Source organism: Gottfriedia sp. NPDC057948, assembly GCF_042887255.1.
Taxonomy (GTDB): domain Bacteria; phylum Bacillota; class Bacilli; order Bacillales; family Bacillaceae_G; genus Gottfriedia.
Genome location: NZ_JBHVPN010000005.1, coordinates 190,795 through 203,365, shown reverse-complemented (window position 1 = coordinate 203,365; position 12,571 = coordinate 190,795). Strand labels below are relative to the sequence as shown.

The window sequence follows — 12,571 nt, the reverse complement described above, 5'->3', positions numbered from 1 at the left end:
TCATGGAGATTAAAATAAATGAAGTCACATATTCATACATTGAATCTGGCCTAGGGCAAACTATATTATTATTGCATGGTTTTACAGGTTCAAAGGAGACATGGGGAAGTTTAATAAGTAAACTAGAACGAAATTATCATGTAATAGCAATTGATTTATTAGGACATGGGAAAACAGATTGTCCAATTAATGATGAACGGTACAGAATGGAATTTGCTGCGAAAGATTTACATGATTTTTTAGTAAAAAAGCAAATTGATTCGGTGCATCTATTAGGCTATTCGATGGGAGGTAGACTAGCCCTCTATTTCGCTTTAGCCTATCCAACAAAAATTAAATCGCTTATGTTAGAAAGCTGCACAGCTGGTCTTAAAACTGAAAATGAAAAATTAGCTCGAATCGAACAAGACAATCATTTATCTTCAATGATCCTAAATGAAGGTATTGAAGTATTTGTTAATTATTGGGAAAACATTCCCTTATTTGCAACTCAAAAGAATTTGACATCAGAGTCACAACAAAAGATTAAACAAGGAAGATTAAATCAGTCACCAATTGGCTTAAGTAATAGTCTAAAAGGGATGGGCACGGGCATTCAACCATCTCTATGGAGTGACTTGAAGCAATTTAAAAAACCTACTTTATTAGTTTGTGGAGAATATGATGAAAAGTTTTGTTTAATAATGGGGAAAATGAACAAGAAACTAGAAAATAGCCAAATTATTAAAATTCCACACGCAGGCCATGCAATTCATGTGGAACATTCGGAAAAATTTGCTACAATAGTAATTGGGTTTTTATTGAAAAGTGAAAAGGAGGAAATTTCATGACTATTGAATGGGTACAAGAAAGAAAGTATGAAGAAATTTTATATTCTACATATAATGGAATTGCTAAAATTTCAATCAATCGTCCGCACGTACATAACGCATTTACACCATTAACAGTATCAGAAATGATTGATGCTTTTGCTTATGCAAGAGACGACGAAAAAATTGGTGTTATTATTTTAACAGGTGAAGGTGGAAAAGCATTCTGTTCTGGTGGAGACCAAAGTGTTCGCGGACACGGTGGTTATGTTGGACAAGACCGCATTCCTCGCCTGAATGTATTAGATTTACAACGCTTAATTCGCGTTATTCCAAAGCCTGTAATTGCAATGGTAGCTGGTTATGCAATTGGTGGAGGTAACGTATTAAACGTAGTATGTGACTTAACAATCGCAGCTGAAAACGCTAAATTTGGACAAACTGGTCCTAAGGTTGGTAGCTTTGATGCTGGTTATGGCTCAGGCTATTTAGCTCGTATTGTAGGGCACAAAAAAGCTCGTGAAATTTGGTACTTATGCCGTCAATATAATGCACAAGAAGCATTAGATATGGGCTTAGTTAATAAAGTAGTACCTTTAGAAGAATTAGAAACTGAAACAGTTAAATGGGCAGAAGAAATGCTTGAAAAAAGTCCAACTGCACTTCGCTTCTTAAAAGCAGCAATGAATGCAGATACAGACGGTTTAGCTGGACTTCAACAGCTAGCTGGAGATGCAACACTTCTTTACTACACAACTGAGGAAGCAAAAGAAGGTCGCGATGCATTTAAAGAAAAACGTACACCTGATTTCGATAAATTCCCACGTTTTCCTTGATTTGGAAGAACTTAAAAGCTTGATGAGAAATCATCAAGCTTTTTAAGTTTATAATCAAGATATCCTAAAAATTTGATTTTCAGACTGATTGAAAACGCTTGTCTTTCGAGCCGCGAAGCCAGATGAGGAGCGGAGTTACCTTTGACGGTAATGAGCACCGTAGGCAGGCGAAGCAACGAAGAAAGCGAGCGTTTGCCAACAGTCTGAAAGCTTGATGAGAAATCATCAAGCTTTTTTGCACATTAAGAAAGTATAAATTGGTAGCGGAGATGAAACCTAGACGTAGTTGTCCATCTAGGAATTAAGTATAAATGCAACTACGCCTCTATCTTCGCCAATCGAAGAGTTTTCTTTAATGAACTTTTGTAAATTTAGATATTAGTCAGGAAGTGTTTTTGATGAATCAAATTCCGAATTTTTTGCTTGAGAGAGTCAGATTAACTCCTAATCGAATAGCAATTTCAACAGATGGGGAAGAAATTACGTTTAAGGATTTACATGAACGAGTTATAAATCTTGCATATGAATTTCACCATTTTGGCATAAAAGACGGATCTCACGTTTCGGTTTTAATGAATAATTCTGTTGAATTTATAGAAGTTGTTTATGCACTTCATTATATTGGAGCAACATCAATTTTATTGAATATAAGATTAAGTGATGACGAAATAGTATATCAATTAGAAAATAGTGATTCTGAATTTTTAATCGTAGCGAAATCAAATACGGTGAAAATTCCTGAAAATATAAAACTGTTAAATATAAATGAAATGGAGAACAGCGAATCAAAGGAATTACCAATCAAGTCTAATTTTGATGGCGATAAAATCGCAACTATGATGTACACATCTGGTACTACTGGTTTCCCCAAAGCAGTTTTACAAACTTATTTTAATCATTGGAGCAGCGCAATTGCTTCAGTATTAAATTTAGGATTAGATCATAAAGATGTGTGGCTAGTCTGTTTGCCAATGTTCCATGTGGGTGGTTTATCTACTGTATATAAAAGTGCCATTTATGGAATGAAAATAGTGTTAACGAATAAAGCTGATGCTCATACCATTAGGGACTGTGTCATAAAGCATAAAGTAACAATTCTATCTGTTGTAACAAAAGTATTAAATGACCTATTAACCATTGTTGAAGGTACAAATGATTTAAACAGCGTAAGGGCAGCTTTACTTGGTGGAGGGCCTGCCCCGTTACCACTTTTACAAAAGGCAAGAGCATTAAATGTGCCAGTCTATCAAACATACGGAATGACTGAAACTTGTTCACAAGTTGCAACGCTTTCTCCTGAATATATGCTTTCTAAAATTGGTTCGGCAGGTAAAGCTTTATTTGGATGTACGCTAGAAATAAGAGACAATCAACGAACTTGTTTACCAAAAGAAGTAGGAGAAATTGTAGTCAAGGGGCCGAACGTGAGTAAAGGTTATTATAAACTTACCAAGTTAACTGATTCATCTGAGTATCTTTATACAGGTGATTTGGGTTATGTAGATGAGGATGGTTTTTTATTTGTAGTTGACCGTAGAAGTGACCTAATTATTTCCGGTGGAGAAAATATATATCCAGCAGAGATTGAATCAGTACTATTATCGCATCCAGATATCATTGAAGCTGGTGTAACAGGCAAAGAAGACCCGAATTGGGGAAAAGTACCTGTTGGATTTGTTGTTAGTAAATCCTCTAATCCTCCGTCTCAAGAAGAACTAATCGAGTATTGTCGAGATAAAATCGCAGGGTATAAAATTCCAAAGGAAATATTTTATGTAGACAACCTACCAAGAAATGCAACAAACAAGCTAGTTAGAAGAGAACTACTTAAGCTTCTATAAGGGGAATAAACATGTTGATAAGGCAAATAGAATTATTTTTAATTGAACAGCCTCTAAAAGTACCTTTTAAAACAAGCTATGGTACATATGAAAAACGTGAAAGTATAATTGTTAAAATTTTAGATGCAAACGGAATATACGGTTATGGAGAAGTCGTTGCTTTTTCAGAGCCTTGGTATACAGAGGAAACGATCCAAACAGCTCAACATACTTTACAGGATTTCTTTATACCGATCTTATTAAATAAGCAGTTTAACCATCCAAGTGAAGTTGCTACACATTTAAATCAATTTAAAGGTAATCAAATGGCTAAATCTGGGCTTGAAGGTGCATATTGGGATTTGTATAGTAAACTACATTCAATCACTTTAGCACAAGCTTTAGGGGGCAATAAGGCAGAGATACCAGTTGGGGTGGTAATTAGTATAGACGAGCCAATAAAAATGTTGAAACAAATTAGTGCATATATAAAAGAAGGCTATGAAAGATTTAAAGTTAAAGTTTCAAAAGAAAATGATTACGAAATTGTCTCAACTATACGAAATAACTATCCAACAATCCCTCTAATGATTGATGCCAATTCAGATTATTTGATTGAGGACATTCCGAAACTAAAAAAATTAGATGAATTTAATCTGTTAATGATCGAACAGCCCTTCGGCGAACGCCAATTCATCGAGCACGCTATTCTTCAAAAGGAAATTTCTACTCCAGTCTGCTTAGATGAAAGTATATGTTCCATAGAGGATGTTCAAATTGCGTATGAATTAAACGCATGCAAAATCATTACCGTAAAGCCTGGGAGAGTCGGAGGATTAACTAAATCAATTGAAATTCATGATTATTGTGTTGAAAAGAATATTCCAATTTGGGTTGGAGGCATGATTGAAACCGGGATTTCTAGAATTCAAAACGTTGCACTAGCATCTCTTCCCGGATTTACAATACCAGGAGATATTTCGGCTTCATCTAGGCATTGGGAGCATGATCTTATTTTTCCAGAGGTAGCTTTAATAAATGGAAAAGTTAAAGTACCAGTTGGCCCTGGTTTAGGGGTAGAAGTGGATGAAGAGAGAATCCGAAGCATTTCTAAAAAGATTTATCAATATACTTTTCAATAAAAATAACTAAATAGAAAATACGATCAAATTAAACTTGTTATTCATTTCAAGTTTCTTTGACCGTATCTTTTTTTGTTTCCTTATTTATTTTATCAGGTACTGGATCATATCCACCTGGATGTAGTGGGTGACACTTAAGTATTCTTTTAGTCGTTAAATAAGTTCCTTTAAGCGCACCATGAGTTTGTATTGCCTCTAGTCCATAACTAGAGCAAGTAGGATAGAATCTACATGATGGTGGCGTTGCAGGTGAAATCCATTTTTGATAAAATCTAATGATTCCAATTAAAATTTTATTCATATACAAACCTTTCGTCTGCTAGAATTATTTCTCATCATGGTTATTTTTCATTTTTACGTCTTCTAGCTTATCGACTTTATGTTGTACACCATAGCCTTTATTTACAGTAAGAACGAAAGCACCGAATACAACAACGATAATTATTCCACTAACAATAAATACTCCAGTCATACTATATCCTCCTAAATAGTTATACTACTATGATATAGTATACTGTCCAATATGCAAGGCAATCAAATATTTTCATAAAGTTTCAGGAATATTATTTCAATAATGATGAAACATTTTAATAGAAATAGTACAATGGAAAAACAAGTATGAATGTAGGAAGGTTAAAATGTACATATTTAAAGATTTTTACCATAATACAGTTGAATTATCGTTTGAGAAACATCCATTTTCACTCAATCCAAAACATGTTTGGGTTATTTGTAAATACAAAGACCAATGGTTACTCACAGACCATCAAAGAAGAGGATACGAATTCCCAGGTGGAAAAGTCGAGGAAGGCGAATCACCTGAAGAAGCAGCTAAACGTGAAGTTTTAGAAGAAACAGGTGGAAATGTATCTAAAATTAATTATTTAGGGCAATACCGAGTTACAGGTAAGGATAAAATTATTATAAAAAATATTTATTTTGCCGAAATAGGAGAACTTTTAACACAAAAGCACTATTTTGAAACAAACGGCCCAGTATTGTTAGACGAATTTCCACCAAACATAAAAAAAGATCGCCGATTTAGTTTTATCATGCGTGACGAAGTATTTTCACAAAGTTTAAGTTACTTGAATACTAAAAAAAGCTCACTTTTATAAGGTGAGCTTTTTTAGGTTCCTATACTTTTTCTCATATTACCTCAAATTATTTCTTTATAGTTTTTCTCTCAATAAATTCAACAATAATATACATCAAAGCAGCACATACACTTATGATTAATACACTCATTAGAACAAGAGTGAAATTAAATACTTGGAAGCCATAAACGATTAAATAGCCAAGTCCGCTTTTTGAAACTAAGAACTCTCCGACAATCACTCCTACCCAAGCTAATCCGACATTTACTTTTAATGTGGAAATGACGGTAGGTATACTAGCAGGAAAGATCACATTTTTAAAGATTTGAGTTTTAGTAGCTCCAAAACTTTTAATGACTTTTACGTAATTTTCATCTACCTGTAAGAAGGCTTGATAAATGACCAGCGCTGTTATGACAAAACTTATTATGATCCCCATCGCAATAATGGACGAATATGAAGGACCAAAAATTACAATGATGATTGGACCAAGCGCGACTTTTGGCATGGCATTAAAGACTACTAAAAATGGATCAAGGACTTTCGAGGCAAATGGATACCACCAAAGAATGATTGCCAGAATGACCCCGATAATTGTTCCTAAAATAAATCCTACGAGAGTTTCAGTGATTGTAGTCATAGCATCATGATAAATGGAACCATCTCCCAATTTTGCGCTGAGTAAATCGTAAATTTTAGTAGGTGAACTAAACAATAAAGGATCAATTACTCTTCGATGACTTAAAAGCTCCCAAGCTATAAAAAAGACAATAATAATTAATAGTTGGAAGAAAAATATGAGTAGCTTTTTACGGCGATTTTTTTTGACGATACTGGCGTGATAGGATTTTAGTTCGTCATTTACTTTAGCCACGTTTCTCCAACTCCTTCCAAATCGCAGAAATATAAGAAGAAAAGAGTGATTGGTGTCGTGTTTCAAAAGGTGAATGAGCACGTAATTCTTCTGGTAAATTGAAAATTTTTGATATTTTAGTAGGAGCATTTGTTAGCGTAATAACCCGATCACACATCGCTACTGCTTCTTCAATATCGTGTGTTACTAAGATAGCAGTAGTATTTAACTTCTTAAATAAGTTGAAAACTAGTTCTTCAAGCTTTACTTTATTTTGATAATCTAGAGCGGAAAATGGTTCATCTAATAATACAATTGATGGACTTGTAGAAAGAGTTCTTACTAATGCAACGCGTTGTCTCATCCCACCGGATAGTTCTCTTGGGTATGCATTTTCATAATCCTTTAATCCAACTTCATTTAACAATTCTAGCGTTCGATTTTTATTTTCTTCTGTATCCTTATCTAGAATCTGAAGACCTAGAAAAATATTTTCTTTAATTGTTTTCCAAGGGAATAAATAGTCATGCTGAAGCATGTAACCAATTTCTCCCGATTTTATATCATAAGGCTTCCCTTTAAACTTCACTGTACCATCATAGGGTGTAAGCAATGAGGAAATAATCGATAAAAGTGTGCTTTTTCCACAGCCACTTGGGCCTAATACAGATACAAATTCACCTTTTTCAACTTCAAACGTTAAGCCATCCAATATTTTAATTGCCTTTTCCTTCGATAAAAATACATGAGAAATATCATTAACTGTTAAATAACTCATTTTGTTAACCAACTACTTCTCCGTAGATTTTTCGGCAAATTTTGTATCAACTAAAACTGAGTGTGGAACTTCTTTTGGTAATACACCAGAGTTCTTCATAATCTTTTGGAGATTATTCCACTCATCTTCTTCTAATATTGGATTTGTTGAATAAGAATTTTGAGACTTATAACGATCAATAACTTTTATTGAAATGTCTAAAGGCGTATCTTTAAAGAATGGTGCAACACTTTTTGCAATCTCTTCTGCAGAATGAGTATCAACCCATTGTTCAGCTTCATAAATTGCATCTGTAAACTTTTGAGCTGTTTTCGCATTCTTCTTCAAATAACTTTCTTTTGCTATAAAAGCAGTGTAAGGAACTTTTCCAGACTCCAAGCCGAATGAGGCAACGATTTTACCTCTTCCTTCTTTTTCCATAATACTTGCTGTAGGTTCAAACAATTGAACATACTCTCCAGTACCTGAAGCATATGCATTTGCGATATTTGCGAAGTCAATATTCTGAATAAGGTTCAAATCTTTATGTGGATCGATCCCATGTTTACTTAGGACGTATTCGCCAACCATTTGTGGCATTCCACCTTTTCTTTGACCTAAAAATGTTTTGTCTCTTAGTTGATCCCAATTAAATGGTACAGTTTGATTTCTAGCTACTAGAAATGTTCCATCAGTTTGAGTCAATTGGGCAAAGCTTTTTACTGGGTCATTTGCACCTTGAGCGTATACATATATTGTTGTTTCTGGCCCAACTAATCCTATATCTGCACCGTTTGACAATACAGCAGTCATCGTTTTATCTCCACCAGCAGTAGTTGTTATTTCAACATCCAATCCATGCTTTTTGAAGATTCCTTCACTAATGGCCACATATTGAGGTGCATAAAATAATGAATGGGTCACTTCTGCAACTCTAACCTTTGTGGTACCATCTTTAGGTTTATCTTTCGAACATGCACCTAAAATAGAAGCAACTAATAAAAACAAAATAACGAGCCATTTGATTTTCATTTAATCCCTCCTAATCGAAAATATACAATTAGCCTATGCAATAGGAGAAAATGGGTGAATGCGGAGTAAAATGTGCTAAAATCGCTCGGTTAGATATGAGTTATCTGATGTGGTTGAACAAAGAAAAACCTCTCTTACTTCCTTTTTTAGGAAATTAGAGAGGTTTTTATCTACTCTTTGAAAAATATTTTCGAGTATCTTCACGTATTTCGTTAGGCAAGACACTTTCTAATTCTTTGTTTAACCATGACAGTGTTTTACTACGTAAATACTCATGCATTTTTTCTTCGGCAGAGAGCATGACTAAATTGATCGTGCAGGTGGCACTTGGAGTACAACCTTTTTCTCTAATAAGATAGCCGTTATCTTTAATATTTTTACATTGAAATATAGGCTTAGAACCTTCAATTGCTTCAATTACATCCCAAAAAGAAATTTCTTCTGGAGATTTAGCTAGTTTAAAACCACCTTTAACTCCTGGAACTGAACTGACAATACCAGCTTTAGAAAGCTTACTAAAAATCTTTGAAAGATATGTATCTGAAACACCTTGAAAGAAGGATAGGTCCTTTATTCCAATCGGAGAATCTTCAGGAGTGTCAATTAAATAAACAAGGCAATGAAGTGCATACTCAACTCCAACGCTATACTGCATCAAAACACCTTCTTCATAAATGAGATTATTTTTAATTAATCTTAGAAATGTTTTATTTCTTTGTCAAACATTTACTTTTAGGAGTAATTCAAGTTAAAAGAAGTTTTCAGGATTAAACATTATTTATAATGATAATTATAATGTATACATATATTTTGTTGTATATGTCGATTTATTGATTTATCGAGAACAATTGGAAAGTAGAATATTTTGAGAGGATTATCCTACAAATCTGAATTTTCATTAGAGTTATTCTAAATAGCTAAGAATTTAAGAAACCTTTTTTGGTTATAAATCAAAATATCATCTGTTTTTTAGATGTTTTTTCATATGACTGTGATTAACAAAGAAGTTTTCTTAATAATTTGAGTTATTTTAAAAAAACGTTGAAGCGTTTCCAATAGCATGATAAGATTATCCCATAAAGTCGTTGAAACGTTTCCAATTGAAATTAAATAATTTAGTGAATTTGTTAAAATTTTGGGGGTATTTGTAGTGCCAAGTATTAAAGATGTTGCAAACTTAGCAGGTGTGGGAGTTGGTACTGTTTCAAGAGTCATTAATAATCATCCAAACGTTACGCCTGAAACACTTGATAAAGTGAATGCGGCTATCAAACAATTGAATTATATTCCGAATGAAGTAGCTAGAAACTTTAAAATGCAAAAATCAAACATGGTAGCCCTTGTCTTACCAAGTATTTGGAATCCTTTTTTTTCTGAGCTTGCTTATTATATTGAAGATGAACTTGATAGAAAAGGATATAAATTGATGCTCTGCAATAGTGGAGGTAGACCAGACAAAGAACTTTATTATTTTGATAAGCTCAATCAGAATAAAGTAGCAGGCGTTGTTGGGATAACCTATAACGACATTGAAGAGAGTATAAGTGCAGATATACCTATTATCAGCATCGATAGGCATTTTGGAAAAAAAATCACATGTGTAACCTCAGATAACTATACTGGCGGACGTATTGCTTTAAATGAGCTGGTAAATGCAGGAGCCAAAAAAGTGGCCTATCTTGGAATAGCAAGTTCTGTTTATAGTGAGGTTATACTTCGAAAAAACGGATTTATAGATGAAGCAAAGGCTAAAGGTGTTGAATATTTCATCCATGAAGAACATGATAATGTTTACAATGATGATCTATTCTTTGAGAATTTCTTTGCAAAAAAAATACATCAAGGTGTAGATGGAGTATTTGCAAATACTGATTTGCTTGCTGCAAAATATATCGATCGAGCAAAACGACTAGGGATCAGAACGCCAGAAAATGTAAAAGTGATTGGTTATGATGGAATTCAAGATAATACATTGTTTCATCCTGTCTTGTCCACAATCCGACAGCCGGTGGAGGAAATGGCTAGAATGTCTGTAAAACTTCTAGTAAAAAAGATTGAAGGTGAAGATCTAGATCAAGCGATATATCGAGTTCCTGTAAAGTACAGAGTAGGTGAAACGACTTAACTGATAAAAAAATTAGAATTTATTGGAAACGACGAAGTAAATTATTTAAAAAATAAATAAAATAAGAAAACCACTAAGTAAAATATATTTTTTTAGCCTTAATTGGAAACGTTTCAATTGGTACAGCTTATTGTAATATGACTAAATCTGAAATGAAGGAGATAATGATGAAATTAAAAATCAAAGGTTCCAATAACCCTTTAAAGCCATCCACTATTCGTTTGGAAACGCTTAACAAAAAAAGTCGGATCAAACGTATACTCGAAAATTATGAGCTTTACCTTTTCTTACTGCCAGCAGTTATCTATTTTATTGTTTTTCAATACGTTCCAATGTATGGAGTTGTAATTGCTTTTAAAGATTATGTACCCTCTTTGGGCATACTCGGAAGTCCTTGGGTAGGTTTTGAAAATTTCCAGCGATTCTTCGACTCTTATCAATTTTGGACACTAATAAAAAATTCTTTAGGTTTAAGCATCTTGCAATTAGTTATTGGGTTTCCGATGCCAATCATTATTGCTTTACTTTTAAATCAAATGATTCACCAGAAGTATAAGCGTTTTGTCCAAACAGTTATTTATGCACCACATTTTATCTCAATCGTAGTTTTAGCTGGTATGGTATTTGTCTTTTTCTCAGATAAAGGATTAGTTAATAGTGTGATAACACTATTTGGCGGGTCAACAATATCGTTTATGTCAGAACCAAGTTGGTTTAAGGCTCTATATATAGGATCTGGCGTATGGCAAGAAACGGGTTGGGCATGCATTGTTTACTTAGCTGCTTTAGCTGGGGTAAATCCCGAAGTTCACGAAGCTGCAACCGTAGATGGTGCAAATAAGTGGCAGAGAATTTTACACGTGGATATTCCTGCCATTATGCCGACAGCTATTATACTTCTTATTTTATCAGTAGGGAATTTAATGAATATAGGATTTGAAAAAGCATTTTTATTGCAAACACCATTGAATCAGCCAGCAGCAGAAATTATTCCTACTTACGTCTATAAAGTAGGTTTACAGCAATCAGAATATAGCTTTGCTTCTGCCGTAGGATTATTCAATTCGGTTATTAACTTAGTTTTACTTTGGATTGTAAACAGAACTGCAAAGAAAGTTTCTGGTTCAGGACTATGGTAGGAGGCTTCGGAAATGAGAAAAAATCAAAAAAATAATAGTGCAAAAAAAATAAAATCAAAAGAAGATAAAATATTTGACACTATTAACTTTATATTTTTAACTTTCATTTGTTTAGCAGTGTTATATCCTTTATATTTTGTGATCATTGCCTCAATAAGTAATCCAGATTTAGTTTATAACGGAAGTGTTTGGTTATTACCTAAAGAAATCACATTTGAAGGATATAAGAGGATTTTCAGTGATTCTAAAATTTTGATAGGGTATAAAAATACCATTATTTATACGGTTTTAGGAACTGCGGTACAAGTATCCCTGACATTGATGGCTGCTTATGCCTTATCCCGTAAAGAATTATTTGGTAGATCCTTCTTTATGTTGATGATAGTATTCACGATGTTCTTTTCTGGCGGGTTAATTCCTACATATTTAGTTGTAAAAGATTTAGGGATGCTGAATACGATGTGGGCAATGATTATTCCAAAAGCTATCGCCGTTTGGAATTTGATTGTAGCGAGATCCTTTTTCGAATCTTCTATTCCAAATGAATTACTAGAAGCAGGTAAAATCGATGGTTGCTCGAACACAAGATTTTTTTTGAAAATTGTTCTTCCATTATCCAAACCGATTATCGCTGTTATGGTTCTATTTTATGCAGTAGGTAATTGGAATTCATATTTTGATGCTTTGATCTATTTAAATGATGAAAGTTTGTATCCTTTGCAATTAATTTTGCGCAATATTTTAATTCAGAATCAATTGAGTGTACAAATGTTAAGTGATTTAAATAATCTTGCGTCACAGCAACACGTTGGAGAGATTATTAAGTATGGCGTTATCATTGTTGCCGCAATTCCATTATTAATCGTTTATCCATTCGTCCAAAAATATTTTGTAAAAGGAGTACTAATTGGCGGTGTGAAAGGGTAATCCTTCCAAATACCAAGACTAAAAAATATTCCTT

At 33.6% G+C, this 12,571-nt stretch carries 14 protein-coding genes; 8 read left to right on the top strand and 6 right to left on the bottom strand.

Annotated elements, in window-relative coordinates; translation table 11 throughout:
- Window positions 1–2 precede the first annotated feature (2 nt).
- The 4 genes from menH (at window position 3) to menC (ending at window position 4,607) form a co-directional block, all read left to right on the top strand.
- On the top strand, window positions 3–830 hold the full coding sequence (gene menH / locus ACFVRR_RS11360; RefSeq protein ID WP_387328289.1) for a 2-succinyl-6-hydroxy-2,4-cyclohexadiene-1-carboxylate synthase: 828 nt from the start codon (window positions 3–5) through the stop codon (window positions 828–830).
- Window positions 827–1,645: a 1,4-dihydroxy-2-naphthoyl-CoA synthase gene (menB, locus tag ACFVRR_RS11355; protein WP_097979316.1), complete on the top strand. Its 819-nt coding sequence runs from the start codon at window positions 827–829 to the stop codon at window positions 1,643–1,645. Before menH ends, menB begins: the two co-directional genes overlap by 4 nt.
- A gap of 398 nt (window positions 1,646–2,043) precedes the next feature.
- A complete protein-coding gene (locus ACFVRR_RS11350) occupies window positions 2,044–3,486 on the top strand; it encodes an o-succinylbenzoate--CoA ligase (protein WP_387328285.1) in 1,443 nt (480 codons plus the stop codon).
- A gap of 11 nt (window positions 3,487–3,497) precedes the next feature.
- Window positions 3,498–4,607, top strand: coding sequence for an o-succinylbenzoate synthase (gene menC, locus ACFVRR_RS11345; protein WP_387328282.1), 1,110 nt, complete (start codon window positions 3,498–3,500; stop codon window positions 4,605–4,607).
- A gap of 46 nt (window positions 4,608–4,653) precedes the next feature.
- On the opposite strand, the gene yidD is transcribed toward menC, so the two are convergent.
- Together yidD and ytzI are read right to left on the bottom strand one after the other, a co-directional pair.
- Window positions 4,654–4,908: a membrane protein insertion efficiency factor YidD gene (gene yidD, locus ACFVRR_RS11340; RefSeq protein ID WP_098233478.1), complete on the bottom strand. Its 255-nt coding sequence runs from the start codon at window positions 4,906–4,908 to the stop codon at window positions 4,654–4,656.
- Window positions 4,909–4,932: 24 nt separating this feature from the next.
- On the bottom strand, window positions 4,933–5,079 hold the full coding sequence (ytzI, locus tag ACFVRR_RS11335; RefSeq protein ID WP_097979312.1) for a YtzI protein: 147 nt from the start codon (window positions 5,077–5,079) through the stop codon (window positions 4,933–4,935).
- A 166-nt stretch (window positions 5,080–5,245) separates the two neighbouring features.
- Here ytzI and ytkD point away from each other — a divergent pair, with 166 nt between their 5' ends.
- The gene (gene ytkD / locus ACFVRR_RS11330; RefSeq protein WP_097979311.1) at window positions 5,246–5,725 is read left to right on the top strand and encodes an RNA deprotection pyrophosphohydrolase; all 480 of its coding nucleotides are present in this window, start codon (window positions 5,246–5,248) and stop codon (window positions 5,723–5,725) included.
- A gap of 46 nt (window positions 5,726–5,771) precedes the next feature.
- On the opposite strand, the gene ACFVRR_RS11325 is transcribed toward ytkD, so the two are convergent.
- The 4 genes from ACFVRR_RS11325 to ACFVRR_RS11310 form a co-directional block, all read right to left on the bottom strand.
- On the bottom strand, window positions 5,772–6,578 hold the full coding sequence (locus ACFVRR_RS11325) for an ABC transporter permease (RefSeq protein ID WP_387328277.1): 807 nt from the start codon (window positions 6,576–6,578) through the stop codon (window positions 5,772–5,774).
- Complete coding sequence (locus ACFVRR_RS11320; protein ID WP_387328351.1) at window positions 6,571–7,335, bottom strand: ABC transporter ATP-binding protein; 765 nt, start codon at window positions 7,333–7,335, stop codon at window positions 6,571–6,573. The genes ACFVRR_RS11325 and ACFVRR_RS11320 overlap by 8 nt, the downstream gene beginning before the upstream one ends.
- Before the next feature lie 12 nt (window positions 7,336–7,347).
- Window positions 7,348–8,340: an ABC transporter substrate-binding protein gene (locus ACFVRR_RS11315; protein ID WP_387328348.1), complete on the bottom strand. Its 993-nt coding sequence runs from the start codon at window positions 8,338–8,340 to the stop codon at window positions 7,348–7,350.
- Between the two features lie 172 nt (window positions 8,341–8,512).
- On the bottom strand, window positions 8,513–9,001 hold the full coding sequence (locus tag ACFVRR_RS11310; protein WP_098233902.1) for an RrF2 family transcriptional regulator: 489 nt from the start codon (window positions 8,999–9,001) through the stop codon (window positions 8,513–8,515).
- A gap of 495 nt (window positions 9,002–9,496) precedes the next feature.
- Between ACFVRR_RS11310 and ACFVRR_RS11305 the strand changes: the two genes are divergently transcribed.
- The 3 genes from ACFVRR_RS11305 to ACFVRR_RS11295 all read left to right on the top strand — a co-directional run bounded on the left by ACFVRR_RS11305 (window position 9,497) and on the right by ACFVRR_RS11295 (window position 12,537).
- Complete coding sequence (locus ACFVRR_RS11305) at window positions 9,497–10,471, top strand: LacI family DNA-binding transcriptional regulator (RefSeq protein WP_387328274.1); 975 nt, start codon at window positions 9,497–9,499, stop codon at window positions 10,469–10,471.
- A gap of 167 nt (window positions 10,472–10,638) precedes the next feature.
- Window positions 10,639–11,610: an ABC transporter permease gene (locus ACFVRR_RS11300; protein ID WP_387328271.1), complete on the top strand. Its 972-nt coding sequence runs from the start codon at window positions 10,639–10,641 to the stop codon at window positions 11,608–11,610.
- 12 nt (window positions 11,611–11,622) lie between these two features.
- The gene (locus ACFVRR_RS11295; RefSeq protein ID WP_387328268.1) at window positions 11,623–12,537 is read left to right on the top strand and encodes a carbohydrate ABC transporter permease; all 915 of its coding nucleotides are present in this window, start codon (window positions 11,623–11,625) and stop codon (window positions 12,535–12,537) included.
- The last annotated feature ends 34 nt before the right edge of the window (window positions 12,538–12,571 follow it).

What these genes read in the sequence shown, in the direction of transcription:
- menC (WP_387328282.1), top strand. Translation starts at nt 3,498, where the DNA reads ATGTTGATAAGGCAAATAGAATTATTTTTAATTGAACAGCCTCTAAAA.
- yidD (WP_098233478.1), bottom strand. Translation starts at nt 4,908, where the DNA reads ATGAATAAAATTTTAATTGGAATCATTAGATTTTATCAAAAATGGATT.
- menB (WP_097979316.1), top strand. Translation starts at nt 827, where the DNA reads ATGACTATTGAATGGGTACAAGAAAGAAAGTATGAAGAAATTTTATAT.
- ytkD (WP_097979311.1), top strand. Translation starts at nt 5,246, where the DNA reads ATGTACATATTTAAAGATTTTTACCATAATACAGTTGAATTATCGTTT.
- ACFVRR_RS11300 (WP_387328271.1), top strand. Translation starts at nt 10,639, where the DNA reads ATGAAATTAAAAATCAAAGGTTCCAATAACCCTTTAAAGCCATCCACT.
- ACFVRR_RS11310 (WP_098233902.1), bottom strand. Translation starts at nt 9,001, where the DNA reads ATGCAGTATAGCGTTGGAGTTGAGTATGCACTTCATTGCCTTGTTTAT.
- ytzI (WP_097979312.1), bottom strand. Translation starts at nt 5,079, where the DNA reads ATGACTGGAGTATTTATTGTTAGTGGAATAATTATCGTTGTTGTATTC.
- ACFVRR_RS11295 (WP_387328268.1), top strand. Translation starts at nt 11,623, where the DNA reads ATGAGAAAAAATCAAAAAAATAATAGTGCAAAAAAAATAAAATCAAAA.
- ACFVRR_RS11320 (WP_387328351.1), bottom strand. Translation starts at nt 7,335, where the DNA reads ATGAGTTATTTAACAGTTAATGATATTTCTCATGTATTTTTATCGAAG.
- ACFVRR_RS11350 (WP_387328285.1), top strand. Translation starts at nt 2,044, where the DNA reads ATGAATCAAATTCCGAATTTTTTGCTTGAGAGAGTCAGATTAACTCCT.
- menH (WP_387328289.1), top strand. Translation starts at nt 3, where the DNA reads ATGGAGATTAAAATAAATGAAGTCACATATTCATACATTGAATCTGGC.